23 protein-coding genes and 1 tRNA gene are annotated in these 25,184 nt (G+C 41.7%); 8 read left to right on the forward strand and 16 right to left on the reverse strand.

The window, feature by feature from the left end; genetic code table 11:
* Positions 1–10 precede the first annotated feature (10 nt).
* The 10 genes from Q4574_RS00645 to Q4574_RS00690 form a co-directional block, all read right to left on the reverse strand.
* The gene (locus Q4574_RS00645) at positions 11–1,135 is read right to left on the reverse strand and encodes a flagellar basal body P-ring protein FlgI (protein WP_303470286.1); all 1,125 of its coding nucleotides are present in this window, start codon (positions 1,133–1,135) and stop codon (positions 11–13) included.
* On the reverse strand, positions 1,135–1,824 hold the full coding sequence (gene flgH, locus Q4574_RS00650) for a flagellar basal body L-ring protein FlgH (RefSeq protein WP_303470289.1): 690 nt from the start codon (positions 1,822–1,824) through the stop codon (positions 1,135–1,137). The genes Q4574_RS00645 and flgH overlap by 1 nt, the downstream gene beginning before the upstream one ends.
* A gap of 11 nt (positions 1,825–1,835) precedes the next feature.
* A complete protein-coding gene (flgG, locus tag Q4574_RS00655; protein WP_303470291.1) occupies positions 1,836–2,624 on the reverse strand; it encodes a flagellar basal-body rod protein FlgG in 789 nt (262 codons plus the stop codon).
* A gap of 29 nt (positions 2,625–2,653) precedes the next feature.
* On the reverse strand, positions 2,654–3,397 hold the full coding sequence (locus tag Q4574_RS00660) for a flagellar basal body rod protein FlgF (protein WP_303470294.1): 744 nt from the start codon (positions 3,395–3,397) through the stop codon (positions 2,654–2,656).
* 180 nt (positions 3,398–3,577) lie between these two features.
* On the reverse strand, positions 3,578–4,960 hold the full coding sequence (flgE, locus tag Q4574_RS00665; protein ID WP_303470295.1) for a flagellar hook protein FlgE: 1,383 nt from the start codon (positions 4,958–4,960) through the stop codon (positions 3,578–3,580).
* Between the two features lie 39 nt (positions 4,961–4,999).
* Positions 5,000–5,686 (reverse strand): flagellar hook assembly protein FlgD, encoded by a 687-nt coding sequence (locus Q4574_RS00670; RefSeq protein WP_303470296.1) that lies wholly within the window; start codon positions 5,684–5,686, stop codon positions 5,000–5,002.
* A gap of 26 nt (positions 5,687–5,712) precedes the next feature.
* Entirely contained in the window at positions 5,713–6,135 is a 423-nt protein-coding gene (flgC, locus tag Q4574_RS00675) for a flagellar basal body rod protein FlgC (RefSeq protein ID WP_303470298.1), read from the reverse strand.
* Positions 6,132–6,536 (reverse strand): flagellar basal body rod protein FlgB, encoded by a 405-nt coding sequence (flgB, locus tag Q4574_RS00680; protein ID WP_303470301.1) that lies wholly within the window; start codon positions 6,534–6,536, stop codon positions 6,132–6,134. The genes flgC and flgB overlap by 4 nt, the downstream gene beginning before the upstream one ends.
* Before the next feature lie 105 nt (positions 6,537–6,641).
* Entirely contained in the window at positions 6,642–7,478 is an 837-nt protein-coding gene (locus tag Q4574_RS00685; RefSeq protein ID WP_303470303.1) for a protein-glutamate O-methyltransferase CheR, read from the reverse strand.
* Between the two features lie 29 nt (positions 7,479–7,507).
* Positions 7,508–8,434 carry a chemotaxis protein CheV gene (locus Q4574_RS00690; protein WP_303470305.1) on the reverse strand — a complete coding sequence of 309 codons (927 nt, stop codon included), beginning with the start codon at positions 8,432–8,434 and terminating at the stop codon, positions 7,508–7,510.
* Positions 8,435–8,604: 170 nt separating this feature from the next.
* Between Q4574_RS00690 and flgA the strand changes: the two genes are divergently transcribed.
* The 3 genes from flgA (at position 8,605) to Q4574_RS00705 (ending at position 10,293) form a co-directional block, all read left to right on the forward strand.
* A complete protein-coding gene (flgA, locus tag Q4574_RS00695) occupies positions 8,605–9,336 on the forward strand; it encodes a flagellar basal body P-ring formation chaperone FlgA (RefSeq protein WP_303470310.1) in 732 nt (243 codons plus the stop codon).
* A gap of 150 nt (positions 9,337–9,486) precedes the next feature.
* Entirely contained in the window at positions 9,487–9,819 is a 333-nt protein-coding gene (flgM, locus tag Q4574_RS00700) for a flagellar biosynthesis anti-sigma factor FlgM (protein ID WP_303470313.1), read from the forward strand.
* 48 nt (positions 9,820–9,867) lie between these two features.
* Positions 9,868–10,293, forward strand: coding sequence for a flagella synthesis protein FlgN (locus tag Q4574_RS00705; RefSeq protein ID WP_303470316.1), 426 nt, complete (start codon positions 9,868–9,870; stop codon positions 10,291–10,293).
* A gap of 67 nt (positions 10,294–10,360) precedes the next feature.
* Here the strand turns inward: Q4574_RS00705 and Q4574_RS00710 are convergent, their stop codons facing one another.
* A complete protein-coding gene (locus Q4574_RS00710; RefSeq protein WP_303470318.1) occupies positions 10,361–10,825 on the reverse strand; it encodes an LPP20 family lipoprotein in 465 nt (154 codons plus the stop codon).
* A 315-nt stretch (positions 10,826–11,140) separates the two neighbouring features.
* Here Q4574_RS00710 and Q4574_RS00715 point away from each other — a divergent pair, with 315 nt between their 5' ends.
* Together Q4574_RS00715 and Q4574_RS00720 are read left to right on the forward strand one after the other, a co-directional pair.
* Positions 11,141–12,319, forward strand: a complete 1,179-nt coding sequence (locus tag Q4574_RS00715) for a flagella assembly protein FlgT (RefSeq protein ID WP_303470320.1) — start codon at positions 11,141–11,143, stop codon at positions 12,317–12,319.
* Positions 12,320–12,490: 171 nt separating this feature from the next.
* Positions 12,491–12,567 (forward strand) — tRNA-Arg (locus tag Q4574_RS00720).
* 73 nt (positions 12,568–12,640) lie between these two features.
* Here Q4574_RS00720 and Q4574_RS00725 read toward each other — a convergent pair.
* Together Q4574_RS00725 and Q4574_RS00730 are read right to left on the reverse strand one after the other, a co-directional pair.
* Positions 12,641–13,090, reverse strand: a complete 450-nt coding sequence (locus tag Q4574_RS00725) for a response regulator (RefSeq protein ID WP_303470322.1) — start codon at positions 13,088–13,090, stop codon at positions 12,641–12,643.
* A gap of 290 nt (positions 13,091–13,380) precedes the next feature.
* Positions 13,381–15,207 (reverse strand): sodium:proton antiporter, encoded by a 1,827-nt coding sequence (locus tag Q4574_RS00730; RefSeq protein ID WP_303470324.1) that lies wholly within the window; start codon positions 15,205–15,207, stop codon positions 13,381–13,383.
* Positions 15,208–15,591: 384 nt separating this feature from the next.
* Between Q4574_RS00730 and Q4574_RS00735 the strand changes: the two genes are divergently transcribed.
* Positions 15,592–16,203: a MarC family protein gene (locus Q4574_RS00735; RefSeq protein WP_303470326.1), complete on the forward strand. Its 612-nt coding sequence runs from the start codon at positions 15,592–15,594 to the stop codon at positions 16,201–16,203.
* A 79-nt stretch (positions 16,204–16,282) separates the two neighbouring features.
* On the opposite strand, the gene Q4574_RS00740 is transcribed toward Q4574_RS00735, so the two are convergent.
* Positions 16,283–18,166: a M1 family metallopeptidase gene (locus tag Q4574_RS00740; protein ID WP_303470328.1), complete on the reverse strand. Its 1,884-nt coding sequence runs from the start codon at positions 18,164–18,166 to the stop codon at positions 16,283–16,285.
* A gap of 116 nt (positions 18,167–18,282) precedes the next feature.
* Between Q4574_RS00740 and smrA the strand changes: the two genes are divergently transcribed.
* Positions 18,283–18,867: a DNA endonuclease SmrA gene (gene smrA, locus Q4574_RS00745; RefSeq protein ID WP_303470330.1), complete on the forward strand. Its 585-nt coding sequence runs from the start codon at positions 18,283–18,285 to the stop codon at positions 18,865–18,867.
* 81 nt (positions 18,868–18,948) lie between these two features.
* On the opposite strand, the gene Q4574_RS00750 is transcribed toward smrA, so the two are convergent.
* Both Q4574_RS00750 and purL read right to left on the reverse strand, forming a co-directional pair.
* On the reverse strand, positions 18,949–19,083 hold the full coding sequence (locus Q4574_RS00750) for a hypothetical protein (RefSeq protein ID WP_303470333.1): 135 nt from the start codon (positions 19,081–19,083) through the stop codon (positions 18,949–18,951).
* Positions 19,084–19,342: 259 nt separating this feature from the next.
* On the reverse strand, positions 19,343–23,248 hold the full coding sequence (gene purL / locus Q4574_RS00755; protein ID WP_303470335.1) for a phosphoribosylformylglycinamidine synthase: 3,906 nt from the start codon (positions 23,246–23,248) through the stop codon (positions 19,343–19,345).
* 220 nt (positions 23,249–23,468) lie between these two features.
* Between purL and mltF the strand changes: the two genes are divergently transcribed.
* Positions 23,469–24,866, forward strand: a complete 1,398-nt coding sequence (gene mltF, locus Q4574_RS00760) for a membrane-bound lytic murein transglycosylase MltF (protein WP_303470337.1) — start codon at positions 23,469–23,471, stop codon at positions 24,864–24,866.
* Positions 24,867–25,184: the final 318 nt, after the last annotated feature.

Genomic DNA, 25,184 nt, shown 5'->3' on the forward strand with positions numbered 1-25,184 from the left:
TCACAAGCAATTAAATAACGATTAGCTCGCCTTGTAAGGCGCCAGCTTGTTGTAAGGCTTCAAGAATCGCCATTAAATCACCAGGTGCAGCGCCCACTTCGTTAACCGCACGAACTAATTCATCTAAACTCACACCTGGGTCAAATTTAAACATTCGACTATCATCCAAACTCACATCAACAATCGACTGATTAGTAACAGCAGTTTGCCCTTGGGCAAGTGCATTGGGTTGCGAAACCGTCTGATATTCTGAAATTGTGACCGTAAGGCCACCATGGGTTATTGCAGCTGGCAATAAACGTACATCTTTGCCAATCACAATAGTGCCTGTGCGGCTATTAATAATGACTTTTGCTGGCGCATCAGCTGGGGTAAACGTGAAGTTTTCCAAAGTCGCGACGAAACTCACCCTCTGCCCCACATCTCGAGGCGCAGAAACTCTCACCGAAGCGGCATCAATGGGCGTAGCTATCATATAGCCCATTTCAGGATCAGCGCCCAAACGCTGATTAATGGTGTCTGCCAAAGATTTGGCGGTGGAAAAATCTGGATAGTTCAAATTCAGGGTTAAGAAATCATTTTGCATCAAGCCACTAGGAACGGCTCGTTCCACCAAAGCGCCATTAACGATACGCCCGACAGTAGGGGTATTGGACACAATTTTAGAGCCATCAGCCCCTTCTGCACCAAAACCACTGACCACTAGACTGCCTTGTGCTACGGCATAGACTTTGCCATCCAAGCCTTTTAAAAATGTTTGTAATAAGGTGCCGCCACGCAAGCTGGCCGCCTCACCCACTGATGAGACCGTAACATCTATTGTTTGCCCAGGTTTCATGAACGCCGGTAATTCAGCATGAACCGCCACAGCTGCCACATTCTTGATTTTTGGTTTTACGGTTGAAGATAGGCTAATCCCAAAATTACTTAACATAGTTCGGAAACTTTGTTCGGTAAACGGACTTTGCTCGCCGGTGCCAGGTAAACCCACAACTAAGCCATATCCAACTAGCTGGTTACTTCGCACCCCTTGAATAGAAGCAAGATCTTTAATTCGCTGTGCATGGGCAAATGGAGTCACTAGCACCACCATCAGCAAATAAATAAGAGATGAACGTAAGGTTGAAGTTTCCATTAAAACGGCCACCACTGTGAAGAGAAGAATTTATTCAACCAGCCTTGTTTTTGCGCATTCGCAAAGGTACCCGTGCCACTGTATTGAATACGTGCATTGGCAATTTTGGTTGAAACGATTTCATTGGTGGGACTAATATCAGCGGGACGTACAACTCCCGTTAAGCGGATATACTCATCGCCATTGTTTAAGGTTAACCATTTTTCGCCACGTACAACTAAATTTTGATTGGGTAAAACTTGTATAACGGTTACCGAAATATTACCGCTCAAATTATTACTTTGGTTCGCTTGGGCATCGCCTGTGAATTCGTTGTCGGCCCCCACACCTAGCTGGATACTTTGACCGCCAATGTTAACTGCTTCGCCACCTAAACCAATGACAGTATCAACATTAACATCTGTCTCTTTCGAGGTTGTTGTACCAGCAGATTTGGTAGCACTGGTATTTTCTTGCAGATTCACCGTAATAATATCGCCGATGCGTCGCGCTTTAACATCGGAATAAATACTGTTTGCCATGTCTGCCTGAAAAATTGCGCCATCTTGAGTTAGCTTTTGACGAGGCATATCTGGGATCACTGGTGCATAACTTGGATCATTAGGCGAAGGCCCTGCAATGGGAGAACTTACGCAGCCGCTAAGAACCAATGCACTCAGTGTAAATAGAATATAAGCGAACCTAGTCATAATTAACCCCACTATAGTTGCTGAATCACCTGACCCAACATCTGGTCAACGGATGAAATCACTTTTGAGTTCATTTCATACAGTCTCTGACTTTCAATTAAGTTAACCAATTCTTCGGTGACGTTAACATTGGAAGTCTCTAACGCGCCCTGAACCACAGTGCCTAACCCTTCCAGTCCTGGCACTCCTTGTATAGGTGCACCGCTTACTGCAGTTTCAACATACAAATTTTGACCAATTGGCTGCAACCCAGTTGGATTAATGAAGTTCGATAAACTCAATTGCCCCAACACTGTGGGATCGGCTTGGCCACGAATAGAAGCTGATATTTCGCCATCTTGTGAAATGGTTATTTGCTGAGCATCTTCAGGGATTGTGATATTTGGCTGCAATAAAAAACCTGCGCCTGGTGTCACAATTTGTCCTTGATCATCTAAGGTAAATTGCCCGTTTCGGGTATAGGCAATACTGCCGTCAGGTTGAAGAATTTCGAAAAATCCGTGCCCTTGAATTGACATATCTAAGGCGTTATCAGTGGTCAGCATATTGCCTTGGGTATGAGATTTTTGGGTAGCAACAACTTTACTACCTGCACCTAACATTAACCCCGATGGCAACTCAGTATCCGCCGAAGAGCGACCGCCTGGTTGATTAATATTTTGATAGAGTAAATCTTCGAAGATCGCTCTATCCTTTTTAAATCCCACTGTACTGGCGTTCGCCAAGTTATTAGAGATCACCGATACATCTGTTTGTGCTGCATCAAGTCCGGTTTTACTTATCCAAAGTGCTGGGTGCATTATTCACCTCCGCTATTTAATGTTTAGTACTAAATTATTCTAAGTAGTTGATTGCCGCGCGTGTCTAACGTGTCGGCCTTTTTCATCATTTTCACTTGCAATTCGTAATGACGTTGTAAGCTGATCATATTCACCATCTCGTCGATGGCATTTACGTTACTGCCTTCAACCATTCCAGTACGAAGTCGCACGTTGATATCTTCATTCGCTTCTTGACCGTTTTTCAGTCGAAATAAACCGTCTTCCCCACGCTTCATATCCGCCACATTGGGGTTAACTAGCTTTAACCTGCCTACTTCTTCCAATACCGTTTCAGGCGCTCCCTGGGGTCGAACTGAAATGGTACCGTCGTTAGCAATATTGATATTCGAAAGTGGAATGGGCAAAAATATGCCACCAGCGTCCCCTAACACTGAGTTTCCACTGGCATCTTCAAGACCGCCATCTGGCCCCAATTGAAGACTACCTGCTCGGGTATAAGCTTCATTGCCTTGGGCATCAATTACGCTAAGCCAACCATCACCTTGAATTGCCACGTCTAATTCGCGATCGGTTTGGATCATTGCGCCACCCGCATAATTATTGAAGGGTGATTCTGTCATTGAAAATACCCGAGTCGGCAAACCTTCGCCGTATGCCGGCATGGCTCTCGCATTTTCCAACATGGCTTTAAAACCATTGGTTTGCGCATTGGCTAAATTATTTGCGCGCACAGCCGTGCCCAATAGGTCTTGGCTGGCTCCGCTGGCTGAAATATAGAGTAATTTATCCATGACAACTTATTGACTCTGGTTAACGTAACCTAAAGGATTGCAATAAAGATGCCATCGGCACAGAAAATAGGGATTAAGATCACCCGAGTTCGACTAAATGATTAGCTAATGGGGATGCATTGAAAAACAAACAAAAAAATACCGCTCGTATTGGAGCGGTATTATGAAACTCAAACTAAGTTATCGAATATTTAAGATAGTTTGATTAAGCTGATTATTCACCTCAAGAGCCCGTGAGTTGGCCTGGAAGTTCCGCTGAGCAATAATCATGTCAATCAATTCCGTGGTTAAATTCACATTCGCTTGCTCAAGTGCTGATGAATTAACATCTCCAAAGGTTCCTGTGGTCGCCTCACCTGCTAGGGCTTCACCAGACAAAATACTCTCTTTCCACTGGGTACTACTTTGTTGAGTTAACCCCTGTTCATTAGCGAAACGAGCTAAAGCTACACGCACAACAGGCTCTGATGTACCGTTTGAGAAAGTGGCTCGAACTAATCCATCTGGGCCAATATCAATACCCGTGAGCCGCCCTACTGCAAGTCCATCTTGCTCCAATGAAGTAACTTCGAACGAAGAGGCAAACTGAGTTGGCTCATCAGCAGTTGCACTGCCAGTTTCAAGTGCGAAGTTAGTTGTAATAGTCTGAGTTGCATCAGAACCGTTTATCAACGGCGGGTTACCTAACTGAACAGTCGTCACATCGCCGGTGGCAACAGGCGTACCATCACCATTCTGAATACCAATAAAATCACCGCCGCTGCTGAATTGCATTCTAAAACCGGAAACCGCATCTGCCCCCAATGATACTGAACCCGCTATATTATTCGGATCTGTACCTGCTACGTTTTCAGTGTCACCTGCGGTATCAATGGCAGTGTCATCAACATAATTAACGACTACCCACTCATTGGTTGCAGCAGAGTCTTTCATAAAGTAGTAAGTCATTACATGGCTATCACCAAGGGAGTCGTATACGGTGATAGATGTAGCTGCGTTATAGGTAAGTGGATCGTCAGGATCAAAAAGGGTTATATCTTTAGCATCATCACCTGCTGGCAAATTAAAGCGAGGTGAAACTTCGGTGGTTTGTTGTGGTGAGCCTGAAGAATCTGGAATTCTCACCGGAATAGTTGTGCTCAAAGCCACAGATGAAGACGTACCGTCAGCGTTAACCGGGAAGCCCATTAAATTATCACCGTTGGAGTTAACCACAAAGTTATCTTGATCAAGTTTAAACTGCCCAGCTCGCGTAAATGAAAAATCACGAGAGGTTATTTCAGGAGTAGTGGCAAAAAATCCGTTTCCAGTAATCGCCAGATCCAGTGCAGTATTGGTAAACTGAAGACTACCTTGAGAAAATTGCTGAGCAACATCTTGGGTTAATACCCCGTCACCTACTTTTGTATTGCCGGCTGCCAATAGCGACGAAGCATAGACGTCACCGAATTCAGCTCGCGATTCTTTAAAACCGACAGTATTTACGTTTGCAATATTATTTGCAGTGACATCTAGATCTTTTTGAGCAGCTGAAACACCGCTTAATGCTATGTTAAAAGACATCGTTTATTCTCTCCTAAACTAAAGGGCTAACATTTTTAATTAACCACCGATTTGAATGACATCACTCAAATTGACACTTGTTTCGCCATCCAAATTTAAAATGACACCTTGATTGTTACTTGCAAAACTGACGCTATCCACATGTCTATTAACCGCTGTGGGTAAAGTCGTCGATTCTCCGTTTTGCGTACCTTGTGCATACACAGCATAATCGCCAGCAGGCAAATCATTGCCGTTTGCATCTTTACCATCCCATGAAAATTGAATATTTCCCGCGGTCTGCGTACCCGCATCAATGGTTTTAATTAATTCACCGGATGCTGATTCAATGGTAATTTGTAAGTCTTGGGTAGTCTGGTCGGTAATCACCACCCCTGTCACACCAGTGCTGGTATCACTTAAATGACCAACATTACCTTGCAATAACACATCTTGACCGATTAGGCTTGATGCCTGTAGCGCTTGGTTTGAAGTCATGCTAGTGGCAAACTCAGTAAATTTAGTATTCAATGAATCTATGCCCTCAGAAATACTGAAACTAGTCATTTGTGACACCATTTGATCATTGTCCACAGGTTTAGTGGGATCTTGATTCGCCAATTGCTCGGTGAGCAAAGAGAAAAAATCTTCCTGGCTTAACCGTTCATTACTACCATCATCAATTGGTACAGTTTCTTCTTGCACATACAGGTTAGAGTCTAATCCTGTTGTTTTTGATATTTCCACGTTACTTTCCTCACTAAATCAGTGATTTACTGACCCTGACCAAGTTGCAATACACGTCTAAATATACGTTTGGTAGTGTCTGCCAGTTGAACATTGGTTTCATAAGATTTTGATGCAGACATCATGTCCGCCATTTCTTCAACCACATTCACATTGGGTTTATAGATATAACCGTTACTGTCTGCCATGGGGTGGCCTGGACTGTATTCGATTTGCAGTGGCTTTTGACTTTCGACTATACCTAGCACCTGCACGCCTGAACCTTGTGACTGTGACTCTGTTGCTCGTTGCATCTCAGCAGCAAAAACAGGATGGCGAGCCTTGTAAGTTTCGTCATAGCTACTGCTAACGCTGTTGGCATTGGCAATATTACTGGCTGTAGTATTCAATCGAACGCTTTCCGCACTCATGCCAGTGCTAGCAATGTCCATAACTCTAAATAAACTCATCCGCCTTGCCCTCCAGCTAGTGCTTTTTTCATACCTTTAATCTTGCCATTCAAAAATTGTATGCTTGCTTGATACCGCATGCCGTTTTCTAAAAAAGCATTACGCTCAGCTTGTACTTCTACGGTGTTACCGTCTCCAGTATCGGGCTGCAAAGGAATACGAAACTCAATACTGGCTTGAGATTGCATGGTTCCTTCGAAATGCTTTTCATGGGTACGGGTCATATTTTGCTGACGATCTTGATTTGCTGATTGCATGGCTTTTTGAAAATCGACACCACGTGCTTTATAACCAGGGGTGTTAGCATTAGCTAAATTCCCAGAAATAACTTCCATGGTGTCGGTTCTCACCTGCATTGCTCGACTATGAAGGCCGGTTAATTTATCAAGACTAATTGCCATACTGTTCTCAACTTAAAACTCGCTTGAGAAAAATTTAGCAAGGCCTATGCCAAGACATTTAGAATAAAAGGGAGGTAAACAGATGAAACACTGTAACCGATTGAATCAATTGCTTTTTTTAATATAAAAGATACCTGGATTATTGCGTTCCAGACTAAACAATTGATTTAACTCTGCGATAGACTCAGAGGCGCCAAGGAATAAAGCTCCATGGTTTTGCAGGCAAGCGGCAATTTGTTGCAGGATTTTCCGCTTATTACTTAACGAGAAATAAATAAGCACATTTCGACAAAAAACCACATCAAAGCGACCTAAGCCGGAATAACTGTTTAACAGATTCTGCGGTTTAAAATGCACCATAGAAACGATTTCGTGATCCAGTTGCATATGGTTATTATCAACGGCTTTAAAAAAACGGTTTTTACGCTCGTCGGCTAAGCCTCTGCTTATTGAAATACTATCAAACTTACCTGTTTTAGCTCTTTTCAGCATCTCAGTTGAAATATCGGTGGCAACAATCTCAATACCATAAGGAAAAGCACGAGGATGAGACCTTTTGAACTCCTGAATACACATGGCAATGGAATAAGGTTCTTGCCCAGACGAACAGGCAGCACTCCAAATTCTAACTTTACGGTTTACACTCGCCAATTTAGTAAGCAGGGTTTTAGATAGAATCTCGAATGGATACTTGTCACGAAACCACAAGGTTTCGTTGGTTGTCATTGCGTCCACTACTTTTTCCCGCAGTTGGGCGGAACTGCCTTTATAGGCAATCTGAAGTAGTTCAGAAATACTCGTCAGATTCTCCTGACGCACTAAAGGACCAAGACGACTATAAACTAGATAGCCTTTTTGCTCACTTAATACAATACCGCATTGTCGCTCTAAAAATTCCGCAAATTCCGAGAGTTCATGGGGCGCTAATTGATCTAATTTCAAATATCAAATTCCAACATAAAGTAAGCGCTTTATTTGTTAAACCATTTTTGCACCGCAGAGGCTAACTCATCGGGATGAAATTTAGCGATAAAGTCATCTGCCCCTACTTTTTGCACCATTGCTTGATTAAAAACACCGCTTAAGGAGGTGTGCAATACGACCTTAAGTTTACTCAACTCTGGCGTGTGCTTAATCTCTGCAGTAAGGGTATAACCATCCATTTCCGGCATTTCTATGTCAGACACTAGGACGCCGACTTTATCAGTGACATCGCCAGTTTCTGCCGCGATTTGTTTTAAACGATTAAGGGCTTCGAGTCCGTTTTTAGCCATTTCTATCTTTAAACCCAGCGCTGTCAGCGCTTTCTTAACTTGGCTTCTCGCCACCGAAGAGTCGTCTGCAATAAAAATAATTTTATCATTTGCAGGGGATTCAGACATATTTAAATTAGCCGCTAAATCTTCACTCACTTCGGTTTTCAAAGGCGATATTTCGTTTAGAATTTTTTCCACATCAAGAATTTCAATTAACTCACCATCGACTTCGGTTACTGCGGTTAAATAACTCGCTTTTCCGGTACCTTGGGGAGGTGGCATAATAGCATCCCAATTGGTATTGATAATCCGCTCAACGGAACCGACTAAAAAGCCCTGCACAGAACGATTATATTCAGCAATAATGATAAACGCATTGGCGATATTTTCGATTTTTTTCCCGCCAGTAGCCATGCTTAAGTCGATCACTGAGATTGTTTGCCCCCGAACATGGGCTACCCCTCTAATTAGCGGGTTTTGTCGAGGTATTGAAGTCAATTGGGGGCATTGCAATACTTCACGCACTTTAAATACGTTAATGCCGAATCGTTGCCTGCGGTTTAGCCTGAATAACAACAATTCAAGTCGGTTTTGACCAACTATCTGTGTTCGCTGATTAACTGAGTCAAGAATTCCCGACATAAACCACCTCAATAAAATTTAAAATAGGCACAATTGTTGCGTTATCCCTATCAGAAAATACAAGTTTAACTAATATTAGCGTCAAAACTGGCTTTTGTGACTGAATTTTGACGTTTATCTTTGTTTGCTTTAAGAATCAATAAGCATAGACAAAACGGCGGCAACTGAACATGAAAATATCAACAAAACATGTAACTCGAAACATACTGAGTACTTTTTTCATTGCCGCTTTTGCCTTAAACAGCGCTTATGCTGGGCAGTCTAATGATATTGATACTAGCAAACAACAATTAACTCATGCCGTAGAAAACTACGTAACAAGTCAATTAAAACAATATACGCAAGTGAGCGATGGTAATTTGACGATAAAAGCAATGCCGCTAGATGAACGCATTGTCATTCCAGATTGTCCTGTACCCTATACAATTTCGGCAAGCAAAGAAGCCCTAGCGCAAAGCAACATTACCGTAAGAGCCAGTTGCGAGGAAACCAATTGGTACCTTTATATGATGGTAAAGGCAACCCGGGTACAACCTGTTGTGGTACTCACAACCTCTGTCAGCCCTGGCACAGTGTTAAATGAAAACGATGTTCGCGTAGTGATGCTGGATAAAAATCTAATACGCACCAGCACCTTTGCCGATATAAGTACAGTGGTGGGAGCGAGAATGAAAAAACGCAGTCGCCCTGGCCAACCGGTGGTTCCTGGTCAACTGTGTTTTGTTTGCAAAGGCGATAGTATATTAATTACAGCAAATACCGGTGGCGTCAGCATAAAGACCAAAGGAATTGCACAGCAAGATGGCAATTTAGGCGACACCATTGCGGTGAAGAATAGTAAATCTAATCGAGTGGTACACGCACAAGTTGTGAATCCACATCAAGTAGTTGTGCAGATATAATTTAATTAGCGTAAACTGTCTGTTATTACAGCTAATTAGCGACGGTTTAAGGTTATCTAAAAAATAGTTAATTTATTTCCAAATTTTTCTAAAGATCGTAAAGTTGCGGCCGATAAGATAAGTGAGGTAAATTAGGTATTCGAGGTCATTATGGCAATTAACAATGTAAATAGTGGAAATCAAAAGCCACAACTTGAGAATCAGAGGTTGAATCAACAACAATCTCAGAATCAAGCGACTGCGCAATCTGCAGCACAACAATCTAAATCTGCGGCAGTACCAAGACAGGACTCTGTATCCTTGACCCAATCTGCTCAGCAGTTAAGTCAGGTTCAAAAGAAATCATCAGAAGCGCCTGTTAATCAGGAAAAGGTCGACAAATTGAAAAAAGCCATCCAGAATGGTGAATATCGTGTTAACCCTGATGTGTTAGCGCAAAAAATTAGCAAACTCGAAGCTCAAGTATTTGGCATTAAAGATTAGATTTTAATGCCAAACTGGTTTAGCTTCTCAAAATAAAAGTAAAGCTAAATGAAGAACCTAATTACCCTCCTCGAAAAGCAAAAAGAACAACTCGATTCACTTATCGTATTACTTGAATCTGAACTGCATTTAATTGGCACCAGAGACGCTGAATCTTTAACGACTGTTATCAATGACAAATCCAACCTATTAGAATCTATTGCCCTGACAGACAAAGCCATAGAGCAACAAATTGAGAAACAGCCTGATTGGGCAACAGAGCAAGGGGTGAAGGATTTATTTGATAAAATTAACCAATCTTTATCGCAATGTAAATTTAGAACTGAAATCAATCAAAAAGCAGTTGAACAAGGCCAATTGCGTCTGCAACATCTTCGCAGCTTATTGCTAGAGTCTCGTGCAAAAGAAACCATGACTTACGACAAGAGCGGTAAACCTAAAGGCGGCTCATCTGGCAAAAGCGTCACCGTTTAGGCGTTAGTTGCTGACGGAACCTAATAACCCACTCTAGTTTATCGACCTTGACTTTACTTTATTGAGCTTAGTAATAACGCACTTTTTTAACTTGCTTAGGCTTGGCCGTACTCAAATATAGATCGTGTACTAAACTGAAATCCAATTCCAATTCTGTGGCATAGGAATCATTTCCAATAGGGTAACTTTTCACCACTCTGGCACCGCGAATAACACCTTGTACACTGGCCATCAATTGAGTATCGGTGAGCACTAAATTAGCTAACGATTGTTCACCGTCAATTTTTTGTCCATACACCTGTTCGGTCAATTCACGATAAGCATCCAGCTTCGAGGCTTTCACCGCCATTAACACTTTAGCCGATCTATCATTTCCACGTTGAGCGTCGATTGGCGCATAACCAATTGAACGGATAACAGGATAAGTTTCAGGCTCGATGGTTTCCCACTCCACCTGCTTATCGATGAGATTTTGACACCCGACTACACCGACTAAACAACCTACAATCACAAAGCTATATAGTAATTTCATATTTTTTCTCAATAATATTTAACAGCACATATTTGCTATATTGGATTTTCGTCATTTTTAAACCCAATTCGAACTGTCATCAGATTGTTTGCACTGCAATATTTGTTCCTTAAGATAAAAATCCGCCGGCAAATGTCGAAAATATGTATCCAATCAGAAGCAAGTGGTTAAATAATCCCCTTCCAAGAGAAAATAGGTACAAAAGATGCATTGAATTGTAACTACTATTGTTAATGCATTCCTTAGCAGTGGTAAGCACACAACTGACTGGGTGCTTACCGTTGTGAGTCTAAGCGCTAATTGGATATTTTGTAAATGAAACCAGCACATAATCGAATTTTCTCTGTGAAGTTAATCACATTCTTTTGTGCTTTTTCCGCTTTACTATTCTCTGCTTTATCCTCAGCAGCTTGGTTCGAGTCCAGTGGCCAAGCGGCAATTAGAAACGGCAATATTGAGCTAGCCCGGCAAAACGCGACCCAAGAAGCCATTAAGCAAGTGCTATTATTTGCCGGAGCGTCAGTTCATAGTGTGCAAAAGATGGCAAATGGGGTGTTGCAAAATGATGATTTAACCATTCGAGCCAGCGGCGAAGTAAATAGTATTGAACTCATTGATGAAATTTCGAAAGATGGCTATCTCACCGTTTCCATACGAGCAGATATCTTTCCCAATAAAAGTGTATGTCAGGCATCGCAATACCCTAAAAACATCGTCACCACCTGGCATCCTTTGGAAAAAAGAGAACAGGCTACCACGGGTAATATCTTTGAAATTGGCACGATTTTGCCAGAAATGCTGCAACGAAATTTCCAACACTTCGCTCAGCAATCAAGTATCCAAACCATTTTGCCTTTTTACTATAAACAACAACCTATCACGTTGATAAATGATGCGATGGCGTTAGCAAAGCAATCAAACGCTCAGTACGTATTAACCGCTAAGGTCAAAGATATTAGTCTAAACAAAACAAAATCATCAAACTGGGCACTGTGGAATAGCTCTTCCCCTTCCCGTAACTTCAGCTACCAAGTCGCCCTGATTGACGGTTATACAGGTTCATTACTGTGGCAAAAATCCTATCATTCCACCGCACCTTGGGAGTTCGATACCCATCAAAGTGTTGATATCAACAGTAATGTGTTGTGGCAAAGCCCTTACGGAGAATCAATATCATCCATTATGCAAGACATAGCCATCAATGTGGATGAACAGCTAGCCTGCGCGCCTACCTATGGACGCATTATTCAAGTAAGAGGTGAACAACTCACATTGGATATTGGCAGCAACCAAGGCATTTTAAAAGGCGATGAGTTCACCCTTTTTCAGCTGCAACAAATTCTGAATCCACAAGGTAAAACCTTTACTCAGTTCAACTTACACCCTACGCCAGTTAAAGTAGTGAGCATTTCCCCAAACACCGCGGTGGCAATATCCAAAGACGGTAGTTTATTGGGAAATATTCAAGCCAATGACTTTGTCTCCAAACAATAATTGAAGTGATCAGTTTAAATATCTGAGCGGCTAGCGGGCATATTTAGACTAACCAAAGATATACTGAAACCTATCAGCCTAATCTAATTAATCATTAAAATCTGATGACTCCAGACTTGTTTTATTACCATCAAATTAGGTATAGTCTTGCCCCTTAAAAATTTCGAAAATGTCTCCTTAGCTCAGCTGGATAGAGCGACCCCCTCCTAAGGGGTAGGCCAGAGGTTCGAATCCTCTAGGAGACGCCACTTCCTGAATAAATGAATAACTTGGAAACTTGTTTGAGGGTTAGGTTAAGCGTGACACTTAAATGGATAGGCGCTAATCAATGATAATTTGCGCTTGGCAGAACCAGAAGTTGATCAAATCTTTCATTAATTCCACTAAATCAACGTAGTTATTAGGCTTTGTTAAATACGCGTTGCTGCCCAGAAAATAACATTCTTTTATATCAATTTCAGAATCTGATGTGGTGAAAATTATCACTGGAATATGTTTAATTTTTGGATTTTGTTTAATTTCCTCTAACGCTTCTCTTCCAGATTTACGCGGCATATTTAAGTCTAACAGGATTAAATTTGGCAATACTTCTGCTGTGTTCAGTAGAGAAATTAGTTCTTCTCCATCTTGAGCAAACTTAATTTTTTCCAACGCCAAATTATTTTCAGTTAGCGCATCTCGGATCAACTCTTGATCATCTAAATCATCTTCAGCGACTAAAATATGATTGACCGCCCGAAGATTTTTAGCAACTAAACTCATATCGTTCATGGTTGGAACCCGCCTTCCCTTACAGAGGTTTTTATTATAATTTTCCGTCTAAAATATATCACAAGGTTGTGATTGATAATAACGATAAAACCGCCTAGCGCGGAAGACAAATTAAGCTCTCAACTAGATTGTTAAGATACATTTTAACAAAACGGAAACCCACCCCTTTGCTTGCCATTAACCTGAATATCCCGTTTCATCACACCACAATAAGCAGACCGGTTTTCTTATCTAATAGCAAGTGTAAAGAATATTATTATCGTTAATTGACAGTGGTTGCCTTACTTTTGTTATTTATCATCCTTCGAATTAGTCGCTGGTTCAGAATCGGTCTCCTTAGGGATAACCAAACTCATTATGCGCCATCCGGCCTTAGGATCAACAGACTTTTTATTGGTCAGCATTCGCAATTTATTATGGCTATCGAAGGCACATAAAACCAGTAAATTACCTTCGTACTCTTGTAAATAATCATCCATTGAAAAACTTTCAGTTAATTGAGTGGTTTTAATTTTTGCGCCTTTTGCTACCCAACTCGCTAACTTTCCATAGGTGACGCCATCAGCAAATAACCCCAGCTTTTTTGCATACGACTCTGATATTTGATGGCTAGGTCGTTGTTGCTGCTCATTATTGCTCAAGCCTAAAACGGTTCCTTTACCCAATTCATCTTCAAAATGAAAAGTCACCATAGGATTCAGTTGGCGATAGGGTGACATAACTAGCACTCGTCCAAATAATGTTAGATCCAACGTCCGAGATGCATGTTCAGACATCGGGTTGCCAAAATAAGTGGGGATATTTTCCATTCTAGCGGAACGAATAGCATCCCAGTTAGTGTCTGCAACACAGACATTAATATCATTGTCCATTAGTTCTTTAGCAAACATCCGACAGAACGCACCGCCACCAAATATCAAATAGCCATTCGGTTTAGGGGCTCGAATACCCAACCATTGGGCAACATGAACTGCGGTTAGGCTTTGCACCACAACAGTAGAAATAATGACTAAAAAAACCAGGGGCACAAGAATTTCTATTTGTGCATAGTTAAGGGCTTCTAACTTTAATGAGAACAAAGCAGACACTGCAGCGGCAACAATCCCCCTTGGCGCTACCCAGCTTAAAAACGCCTGTTCTCGCCAATTAAGTCCTGTTTTAAGGGAGGAAACCATCACCGAAATCGGCCGGACGATAAACATAATCGCCAGCAGAACAATGATAGCGCCCCATCCAACATTGAGAATTGAATCTAACTGAATTCTCGAGGCCAGTAAGATAAATAAGCCAGAAATTAACAATACACTTAAGGTTTCTTTAAATTCTAAAATATCATCAACATCCACATCACGCATATTGGCCAGCCACATCCCCATAATCGTCACAGTCAGTAAACCTGACTCATGGGCTATCATGTTGGAACCGGCAAATGCACCTAACATTAACGTTAGAACGGCTGTATTGCGCAAATAATGAGGAATGAGATTTTTTCTCAAAGCAAGTCCCATTAGATACCCCATAACGGCCCCTACTCCCAGTCCTATACTGACGGTAAGACTAAACGCCCATAAGGTGTGACTGAGGGCATCTTGAGTGGAAATGATGTACTCATAAACGAGCACCGCCAACAATGCACCTATGGGGTCTATAATAATACCTTCCCACCTCAGAATGTTGGCTAATTTGTTACTAGGGCGAACAGTACGAAGCATGGGAACAATGACTGTAGGCCCAGTCACAGTAACAATAGCGCCAAATAAAAAGGCCATTTCCCATGACATATCTAACACAATATGGGTTATCACAGCCACTAAACACCAGGTTAAAACAGCCCCTGATGTACATAGGTTTCGGACCATAGAGCCATGACCGCGTAAATCTTCAAATCGAAGGGTTAAGGCTCCTTCGAACAGAATAATGGCCACAGAAAGTGATACGACAGGAAACAATAAGTCGCCAAAAATTTGGTCTGCATTTATGATCCCGGTTCCAGGACCAACAATAATACCAACCAAAAGAAGCGGCAAAATTGCAGGTAATTTTATCCGATAGGCGAAATACTGACAAAAAATGGATAACAATCCAACCAAAACCAGTCCAGCAGTAATATCAATCAAATACTTTCCTTAATGTGTGTTAGTTACACTTTTTGATTACGTTCATAGCTTCACCACATAGTCGTTGTGAGCCTTAGATACTCGAAACAAAGACTAAAGCATGTTGTAAATTATTCAACCGCCCCCACATAGACAGCAAATCACTTTTATACAGGTTACTAAGCTTCGATACAATTAAACTTCTCGGCATTTTAACTACGTTAACTCTGGCATAAAAGTTTACAGTCTCAGTAGCATTCTAAATCAAAAACCTAACAACTAATTTCATTGGAAACGCCTCATAAAACATAACCTATTGCACTCGCTCCTTTAATTAATGAATACAACCGCAACACCTAACCCTGTAATCAACTGATATATTCAACGAGAATTAATGAAAACATGATGGAACAAATACTAAATGACTTTTTGATAATTTGGGCAACGATCGACCCAATCGGGACCATGGCACTATTCGCTGGCCTCACAGCCAGTCTTTCCCCGTCAGAGCGCCGTAAAACCGCATTTAAAACGATCATCTATTCAAGTGCGGTACTTTTAGGCGCAATTGTAGTTGGCCAGATAATTCTTACCGCGATGGGAATTAGTTTGCTTTCATTTAAAGTTGCCGGCGGCATTATTTTATTTTTATTTGGGCTTAAAATGATTTTTGATGACAGCTCGCCCAGAAACGAAATGGATCGAGAGCACAACATGGCGGTGTTTCCTCTTGCTATACCCGCCACAGCATCACCAGGTGCAATTTTAGCAGTCATCCTATTAACCGATAACTATACCCACCCCATTCATCAACAAATAACCACCACTTTGGTGATGTTTAGTATTTTGCTAATTACCCTGGGGTTGTTGTTATTGTCAGGGCGCATACTGCGCATTATTGGCTCAGGAGGCGCATCCATTCTTACCCGCATAATGGGCATAATTTTAGCAGCGCTCTCTGTCGAATTTGTCGTCGAAGCCTTATCCATTGAGAAGTGGATAAGCAGTTTTTCGTAAACAAAAGAACAAGAATCAAAAAGGGAGCTGATTAAGCTCCCTTTTTCAAACGTTCAAATAAACGAATGGTTAAAGCCGATTATTCAACAAATTTCTTATTAACACGCACAGTGAGCGGATGATAACCAGGTTTAGCTTCTTCAAACGCTCGTTTAGCAAATGCCTTACCTTCCACGGTTTTTGATAACTCTTTGTACAGTGGTTTCACTAATTTATTACGACCAATGTTTACCAAGTAACTATGCAGCCTCTCGTAGGCAGGCTTATATTGGTTTTTAACCGCAATAAGTAACCAGCTATGGGCAATTTCATTATTCTTGCTTGCTGTAAGTTGAAAAGCATCATCAAGGGCGCTTAATTGTGATTCATTTAACTCATCTGGCATATTGTTTAGGAAATACAACCACTGATGAACAGTCCAACCTTGAGTATCAACTTGTTTGGCACTCAAACTTCCCTCTAACCAAGCATTGCGAGCGGTATCAACTTTACTAAAGGCATCTGACTCAGGAACAGGTGCCCCCTCGGGAATACCCGGTTCAAAAATCCACTGTTGAATACGTTCTTTGTCTAAAACATCAGCATAAGTGGTCAATAGGGTTTTATCTAAATAGTTAACAAATTGGTCGGTTGTGATGCTCTCAAACGCAAAGTGATTGAAATATTCGAGTAGAAACTTATCGAAGTTATCACGCCCAATTTTTTGTTCTATTTCACGTAAAAATAATGCGCCTTTTTCATAAGGGATATTTGAAAACACATCATCAGGATTACGCCCACGCAAATCTATCGCTAATATTTCATCGTTATCTGGCAAGGCTGCAATATCAGCTTCTAGATCTTGGTATCCCAATACAGCTTCCATATTGTAGCGATCAGTACCGTAGATCATTTCCATAATCCGATAAGTTAAGTAGGTAGTGAAACCTTCGTTAAGCCACAGGTCACGCCAAGTGGCATTCGTCACAGTATTACCTGACCAACTATGGGCAAGTTCATGGGCAATGAGAGACACTAAACTCTTGTCGCCAGCGATAACCGTTGGGGTAATGAAAGAAAGTCGAGGATTTTCCATCCCACCAAAGGGAAATGATGGCGGGAGTATCAATAAATCGTAACGATCCCAGCTATAAGGTCCATAGGTCTTTTCTGTTGCCTCTAGCATACTTTCTGTATCTTCAAACTCTTTGGCTGCTGCATCAAGTATTGAAGGTTCAGCGTAAACACCTGTGCGTTCCCCCATAGCCTTAAAGTGCAAGTCACCAATAGCCAACGCAATCAAATAAGAAGGAATGGGTTGTGGCATATTAAATTCATACACACCATCGCGCTCTGTATCTGGGTCATTGGCGGCACTCATCACCGCAAGTAGCTCTTCAGGAGTGCGAATGGTAGCCGTATAAGTCACTCTCACCTGTGGTGAGTCTTGCAAAGGTATGAAACTACGTGCGTGAACGGCTTGGGCTTGGGTAAACAAAAATGGAAATTGTTTACCTGCGGTTTGCTCAGGAGTTAACCACTGCGCGCCTGAAGCCTCTTTTGAAGTATGATAATTAATCGTTACCTGATTGCCTGATTTTGGCAATGTAATGCGTAAAGCAGAGCCTAAATTCGGATCTTCTTTTTGCAATTCAAACGCTAAAGGGACATTGCCGGCTGTCACCTCTAAAATGGTTAATCCGCGAGTATCTAAAATTAAGGTTTCACTTTGCTCATCCACCTTTTGATAGGTCAGCGTTGCCGTGCCTATCAGCTGATGTTTTTCAAAGTCAGCGGTTAGATCTAAATCGATATGTGACACTTTCACTTCATCGGGATTAGCAAAAGAATGATAATCTTTAGCATTGTCTATTTGCGTTTGTTTTGGTGTTTGTTGTACTTTGGTTTCGGAAGGTTGTTCTGGATTGGAGCAAGCCAATAAGGTGGTTACCCAAAAAAACGCAAGATAGCGAATACTTTTCATATATTTTCCTAGTGAACTTTTTCGCTAATTGTGACATAAAACTAGTTAGAACCGAAATCAAAGGCCGCAAATTATCTGCAGGTTAACTAAAAGCATAATTTTCAAAAGGGGTTGAGATGTCTAGACAAAATAACGAAGAAATTTCGACGTTTATGGATGCTATGCAAGATGTCAAACCACTTCCTAAACAAGATAAAGTGCTATCCTTAAAAGCAAAGCCAACCCTCGCACAGAGCTTAAAGCGTGAGGCATTGCAACGAGATTTAAATTTAGCTCAGAATTACTTGAGCACTGAACACGTAGAGCCTCTTGATCCCTATGATCACCTCATATACAAAAAGCCTGGGGTACAGGAAGGTGTATTTAAAAATTTACGTTTGGGGAAATACAAAATTGATTCTGTGCTGAATTTACAGCAGTACAAATTTGAACAAGCTCGACAAGCTCTGTTTGAAACCATTCTTCAATCTCAACAAAAAGGTATTCGCACATTATTAGTTAAACATGGAATCGGATTGAACAGCCAACCCTTCCCAGCTTTTCTGAAGAGTTACGTGCAAAAATGGTTACAGCAAATGCCGCAAGTTTTGGCTTTTCATACGGCGCAAAAATACCATGGTGGTTCGGCATCAGTGTATGTTCTGCTGAAAAAAAGTGAGACAGAGAAAGCCACTAATCGAGAATTACATCGAAAAAAGTAATATCAATACGAGCCAAAAAATCTGTGAATAAGTATTTGCAAACAGTATTAATATAATGTCTTTCTAAGTAAAAGTACTCAATTAGATTTGAGTATGTTTAATCTCATCAGACATTGTCTGCGAACTTGCGGGAGTGCTAACAACGGCTAAAACAACGAGGAAAAGTACGGTGGCGAACACACCTGTTAATCCAAAACCTTTTGACGAACGATTCATTTTATTTCTCTTATTATTATTTTGAAATTGTAATTGTTGTCGGTAAGTTTATGTAAAGTCCATTTGCGGGTAGAATCATCGCTGATAACTATACCTATTGTAGACTTTAGTCTAAACCTGTTTTTTTAAATTGACAAGGGTTTATTTAATTAAATCAAGGATCTAACTAATAAAAACAAATTAAAAAAAAAGCGCCTAAAAAATTAGGCGCTAGAAATTTTAACTTTCTAAGATTACTTTATATGCCGCGTGTAAATTATTAACCTGCAAATACACGCGCATTTCTAAACATTCTCATCCAAGGGCCATCTTCTTGCCAATCATCGGCTTGCCAAGAGTTTGCCACAGCCCTAAACACCCGCTCTGGGTGAGGCATCATAATAGTCGCGCGACCATCACTGGAAGTCAGTCCTGAAATGCCATCCGGTGAGCCATTGGGGTTTGCGGGGTACTGTTGAGTCACCTTTCCAAAATTATCCACATATTTCAATGCAATATGTTGATTATTTTGAACTTGTCGAAGGTGACCAGTATGTTTAAATTCCGCCCTTCCCTCACCATGAGATACCGCTATGGGTAAGCGAGAACCCTGCATGCCGGCAAAGAAAATAGATTTACTTTCTTGCACTTCTAACATGGAAACCCGTGCTTCAAAACGTTCCGATTGGTTAGTCACAAAATGCGGCCATAAATCAGCACCTGGTATCAGTGACTTTAAGTTTGAAAGCATTTGGCAACCATTACAGACACCTAAACTAAAAGTTTCATCTCGGTGGAAGAATTGCTCAAACTGGTCTCGTGCATAATGATTGAATAAAATGGACTTAGCCCATCCTTCACCTGCGCCTAGCACATCACCGTAGGAGAAGCCGCCACAGGCAACTAACCCAGCAAATTTATCTAAGCTTAGATTCTGACCAATAATATCACTCATGTGAACATCAATAGCGTTAAAACCCGCTCGATTGAAAGCTGCAGCCATTTCGTTTTGCGAATTAACACCTTGCTCGCGTAAAATGGCTATTTGTGGTTTAAGCCCTTTCGAAATATACGGAGCAGCAACATCTTCGTTGATATCGTAGCTTAATTCACAATGCAAACCAGGATCTTGGGCATTTCCTTTTGCCGCCCACTCTTGATCAACACATTCAGGATTATCACGTAATCGCTGCATTTTATCTGTGGTCTCTGCCCAAATTAAGCGGTAGTAACCGCGTTCTTGTGAGATGACCTTTTGTTGCTTGTGGCTAATTTCAATTCTGTCTGAAGTGTTGAGCGTGCCAATCAAATGGGTCACGTCTGTAAGTCCATGCTGACTAAGTACTTGATTCACTTTATCCAAGTCGGCTGTCGTTACCTGAACCACTGCCCCTAGTTCTTCGTTAAACAATACTGACTGCGCATCACCTGTTAAGCTATCCAGTTCAACATCAATACCAGAGTGTCCAGCAAAGGCCATTTCAACTAGCGTGGTAAATAAACCACCATCAGATCTATCGTGATAAGCCAATAATAGATTTTGATGCACTAATGTTTGCATAGCTTCAAAGAAAGATTTTAGTAACTTAGGTTTGGTCACATCAGGTGCTTGATTACCCAACTGACTGTATACCTGCGCCAAACAAGATCCGCCAATGCGGTTACGCCCTTCCCCCAAATCTACGCACAATAAAACCGTTTCACCTTGGTCGGTTCGCAACTGCGGAGTCATGGTATTACGTATATCCTGCACGGCACCGAATGCGGTAATGATCAGGGATAATGGTGAGGTAACCGATTTATCCTGCGGCCCATCAGCCTGCTCTTCTTGCCATTGAGATTTCATTGACATTGAATCTTTGCCAACGGGTATGGTTAACCCTAGTTCTGGACATAGCTCTTCACCTACGGCTTTAACAGCTTCGTACAAACCAGCATCTTCACCTGGGTGTCCAGCGGCAGCCATCCAATTAGCCGATAATTTGATCCGATTTAACGAACCGATATCTGCAGCGGCAATATTTGTTAAAGACTCACCCACAGCCATTCGCGCTGACGCGCCATGATTTAATAATGCAATAGGCGTGCGCTCACCCACCGCCATAGCTTCACCTTGATAGCTATCAAATGAAGACGCTGTCACGGCAACATCCGCCACCGGAATTTGCCAAGGGCCGACCATTTGATCACGACTCACTAAACCAGTCACGCTGCGATCCCCAATGGTGATCAAAAAGGTTTTCTCTGCCACTGTGGGCAAACGTAAAAGACGTTCTGCAGCTTCATTTATGTCTACCGACTCAGCCCTAAAATCATCTCCAACGGATGTTTTAGATGTTACATCACGATGCATCTTAGGTGGTTTACCGAGTAAAACATCCAGCGGTAAATCAATGGGTAAGTCATTGAAATGTTCGTCATGCAATGACAAATGAGGCTGTTGAGTAGCCTCTCCCACCACCGCAAAAGGCGCTCTTTCACGTCGACAAATTGATTCGAACAACGGCAGTTTGTCTGGAGCAACAGATAACACATATCGTTCTTGTGATTCGTTACACCAAATTTCATGGGGAGCCATACCAGGTTCGTCATTGGGTACATTTCTAAGCTCAAATTTTCCGCCGCGTCCACCATCATTAACGAGTTCAGGGAAAGCATTTGATAACCCCCCTGCACCCACGTCATGAATAAACTGGATGGGGTTTTCATCTCCTAACTGCCAACAGCGGTCGATCACTTCCTGGCAACGTCTTTCCATTTCAGGATTACCCCGTTGCACAGAAGCAAAGTCTAAATCTTCATTTGACTCACCGGATGTCATTGAGGAAGCGGCACCTCCCCCTAACCCGATGTTCATGGCTGGTCCACCTAAGGCAATTAACTTAGCCCCTACGGTGATTTCGCCTTTTTGAGTATGCGATTGACGAATATTTCCTAATCCACCAGCCAACATAATTGGTTTATGATAACCCCGTACTTCCTCACCATTGAAGCTATTTACCTGTTGTTCATAGGTACGGAAATATCCCAGAATATTAGGACGACCAAATTCGTTATTAAACGCCGCCCCACCTAATGGGCCTTGTTGCATAATTTCTAACGCATTCACAATTCGCTCTGGTTTGCCATAAGCGGTTTCCCAAGGTAATGGGTAGCCAGGAATATTCAAGTTTGAAACACTAAAGCCTACTAACCCCGCTTTGGGTTTAGAACCTCTTCCAGTGGCACCTTCATCACGAATCTCACCGCCCGACCCCGTTGCGGCTCCAGAAAAAGGAGAGATAGCAGTTGGGTGGTTGTGGGTTTCTACCTTCATCAAAATATCGATATTTTCATGGTGATATTCGTATTCATGGGATGCCGGGTTAGGGAAGAAACGACCGGCTTTCCATCCCTCCATAACCGCCGCGTTATCGCTATAAGCGGAATGCACATAATCTGGGTTGAGTTCGAAGGTATTCTTAATCATTTTGAACAAGGATTTAGGCTGTTTCGCACCATCAATTGTCCAATCTGCGTTGAAAATCTTATGTCGGCAATGCTCTGAGTTAGCCTGAGCAAACATATACAGCTCAATATCGTTTGGATTACGACCTAAGCGTTGGAAGTTTTCCACCAAATAATCAATTTCATCATCAGCAAGCGCTAGCCCCATTTCAACATTGGCAGAGCGTAAAGCCTCTCGCCCTCCACCGATCACATCAACACTACTGAAATGTTTAGGCGAGTCTTCTACAAATAACATTTGCACTTGCTCAAAATCAGCCATGACCGCTTCAGTCATACGGTCATGTAATATGTGTTGCAACTCGGTGCGTTGTGTTTGGCTAAACTCAGCGGCAAATTTCAAATAATATGCACAACCACGTTCAATTCTCTTAACGTTATTAAGACCACAGTTGTGAGCAATATCAGTTGCTTTAGAAGACCATGGGGAAATAGTTCCGGGTCTTGGTACTACCAAAATTAACTCGCCTTCTGGATCGTGGGCGGGTATCGCCGGGCCGTAAGTGAGTAATTGAGTTAAAACTTGTTTCTGCTCCGCTGTTATTTCCGACTCAATTTGCGCAAAGTGCACATATTCAGCGTATATTTCAGCAATGGGAAGTTGAGCAGATGTAAAACGTTGAAGTAATTTTTCAACACGAAAATCAGATAACGCAGGAGCACCACGAAGGACGAGCATAGGGCTATTACCAAAGTTACTGGAACTTGACCATTTAGTCTGACTAAGTTCACGATTTTTAGGAAGTTTTGAGGCGCGAATTATAGTGTAAAAACAATCGATTTATAAGCATCAATCCACTTGATTTAGAAGTTTTTACTCATCAATTGCATTATTTGTGTAGATGAATCCAAACAATTTCGTCACAATGAGGTAATTAACTAAGTTTAAAAGGGAATCTGTGAAGAAAACAGTTTTTCGGTTTTTTTTACTGAGCGTATTTTTTGTACTCAGTGCATGTGAAAAACCGCAACAATCCAGCACCCTAGCCCGCATCTTAGACCAAGGTGTACTCAAAGTTGGAACCAATTATGGTTTGACAACATATTATAATGGGCCTGTTGGGCCTGAAGGCTTTGAATATGAATTAGCCAGCGGTTTCGCTAGCTACCTAGGCGTGCGTCTGGAAGTTTTCCCCTATTACACTTTAAATGAACTATTTCCCCAACTTGCTAATCATCATTTGGACTTAATTGCTGCCGGAATTAGTGTTACCAATGAGCGAGCCGATATATTCCGCTTTGGTCCAGCCTACCAAAGTATCAGCCAAAAAGTGGTATTTAAACAAGGTAATGAACGGCCCAGAAGTGCGACGGATTTGACCGAAGAAATGTTGGTTATTGCTGGCAGTAGTCATGCTGAAACACTGCGAGAATTTAAGCCATTTCATCCGCAATTAGCCTGGCGAGAAACCGACGATAAAGACGCAGAAGAACTTATGGAAATGGTTTTAAACGATGAACTCGCTTACACCATAGTAGATTCTAACATTTTAGCAGTTTTGCGCAGAAGACATCCTGAGCTGAGTATTGGTTTTACTATCAGTAAAGAACAAAGCGTAGCCTGGGCATTAGACAAAAGCCAAGATGACTCATTATTAGCAGCACTGATTGAATATTTTGGTTTAATTCAATCAAATGGCACCCTGGCGGCTTTAGAAGACAAGTACTTTGGTCATGTTAGGCAGTTTAACTATGTGGACACTCGGGAATTTATCCGTTCAGCTCGAAGCAATTTACCAAACTTTAGACAATGGTTTGAGAAACATGCTCAAAATCTTGATTGGCGTTTGTTAGCCGCCATGAGCTATCAGGAAAGCCACTGGAACCCTAACGCAAAATCCCCCACAGGGGTTCGTGGCATGATGATGTTAACCCTAGCCACAGCAGAAGATCTAGGTATTGAATCACGATTAGACCCTGAGCAAAGCATCCGTGGGGGAGCTGAATACTTCGCTAATTTATTAAGTAGAATTCCTGCTCGCATTCAGGAGCCAGATCGTATCTGGTTTGCCTTAGCAGCATACAATATTGGATTAGGTCACCTTGAAGATGCCCGGGTTTTAACTCAAAAACAGGGCGGCAACCCTGACATGTGGATAGACGTTAAACAACGTTTACCGCAATTACGTCAGAAAAAATACTACAAAACCACCCGTTATGGATACGCGCGGGGTGACGAAGCGGTGACTTATGTTGACAACATACGGCGTTATTATGATACATTAGTGTGGCTAGACGGGCAGGATGCCGAAACCCTCGATGAAGCTGAAGACGCAGCTCAAGCGCCAGAAAATTAAACCATCCGATATTTACGCTGTTTATTGACTTGTCATATAGCAGTCACATTTGCATGCCAATCTAATTAGAAGTAAATGATTCATTTGTTTCAATGGAAATAATTTTGAAACTAATGGATAGTTTAGTTGTCTACATCAATTAACCCGTTTTATTACAAGAAATAGGAGAAAAATCCTTAAAGGAGTTACCATGAGAAAAAGAAATACATTTACTAGAAAAGTGAAACCAAACAATAGTAGCCGTAGAAGGCTAATGTTAAAAAAAGTACACCAAAGAGTGTTGGTTAGACGTCAAAATTTCCAACAATTTGATTTACA

Source organism: Aliiglaciecola sp. 3_MG-2023, from assembly GCF_030548205.1.
Classification (GTDB): domain Bacteria; phylum Pseudomonadota; class Gammaproteobacteria; order Enterobacterales; family Alteromonadaceae; genus Aliiglaciecola.

Coding starts and splice junctions, on each gene's coding strand:
- flgH (WP_303470289.1), bottom strand. CDS start 1,824: ATGACTAGGTTCGCTTATATTCTATTTACACTGAGTGCATTGGTTCTT.
- flgA (WP_303470310.1), top strand. CDS start 8,605: ATGAAAATATCAACAAAACATGTAACTCGAAACATACTGAGTACTTTT.
- flgM (WP_303470313.1), top strand. CDS start 9,487: ATGGCAATTAACAATGTAAATAGTGGAAATCAAAAGCCACAACTTGAG.
- Q4574_RS00715 (WP_303470320.1), top strand. CDS start 11,141: ATGAAACCAGCACATAATCGAATTTTCTCTGTGAAGTTAATCACATTC.
- Q4574_RS00705 (WP_303470316.1), top strand. CDS start 9,868: ATGAAGAACCTAATTACCCTCCTCGAAAAGCAAAAAGAACAACTCGAT.
- flgG (WP_303470291.1), bottom strand. CDS start 2,624: ATGCACCCAGCACTTTGGATAAGTAAAACCGGACTTGATGCAGCACAA.
- Q4574_RS00750 (WP_303470333.1), bottom strand. CDS start 19,083: ATGAATCGTTCGTCAAAAGGTTTTGGATTAACAGGTGTGTTCGCCACC.
- Q4574_RS00710 (WP_303470318.1), bottom strand. CDS start 10,825: ATGAAATTACTATATAGCTTTGTGATTGTAGGTTGTTTAGTCGGTGTA.
- flgB (WP_303470301.1), bottom strand. CDS start 6,536: ATGGCAATTAGTCTTGATAAATTAACCGGCCTTCATAGTCGAGCAATG.
- Q4574_RS00735 (WP_303470326.1), top strand. CDS start 15,592: ATGGAACAAATACTAAATGACTTTTTGATAATTTGGGCAACGATCGAC.
- Q4574_RS00725 (WP_303470322.1), bottom strand. CDS start 13,090: ATGAACGATATGAGTTTAGTTGCTAAAAATCTTCGGGCGGTCAATCAT.
- Q4574_RS00690 (WP_303470305.1), bottom strand. CDS start 8,434: ATGTCGGGAATTCTTGACTCAGTTAATCAGCGAACACAGATAGTTGGT.
- flgC (WP_303470298.1), bottom strand. CDS start 6,135: ATGAGTTTATTTAGAGTTATGGACATTGCTAGCACTGGCATGAGTGCG.
- Q4574_RS00660 (WP_303470294.1), bottom strand. CDS start 3,397: ATGGATAAATTACTCTATATTTCAGCCAGCGGAGCCAGCCAAGACCTA.
- purL (WP_303470335.1), bottom strand. CDS start 23,248: ATGCTCGTCCTTCGTGGTGCTCCTGCGTTATCTGATTTTCGTGTTGAA.
- smrA (WP_303470330.1), top strand. CDS start 18,283: ATGTCTAGACAAAATAACGAAGAAATTTCGACGTTTATGGATGCTATG.
- Q4574_RS00645 (WP_303470286.1), bottom strand. CDS start 1,135: ATGGAAACTTCAACCTTACGTTCATCTCTTATTTATTTGCTGATGGTG.
- flgE (WP_303470295.1), bottom strand. CDS start 4,960: ATGTCTTTTAACATAGCATTAAGCGGTGTTTCAGCTGCTCAAAAAGAT.
- Q4574_RS00740 (WP_303470328.1), bottom strand. CDS start 18,166: ATGAAAAGTATTCGCTATCTTGCGTTTTTTTGGGTAACCACCTTATTG.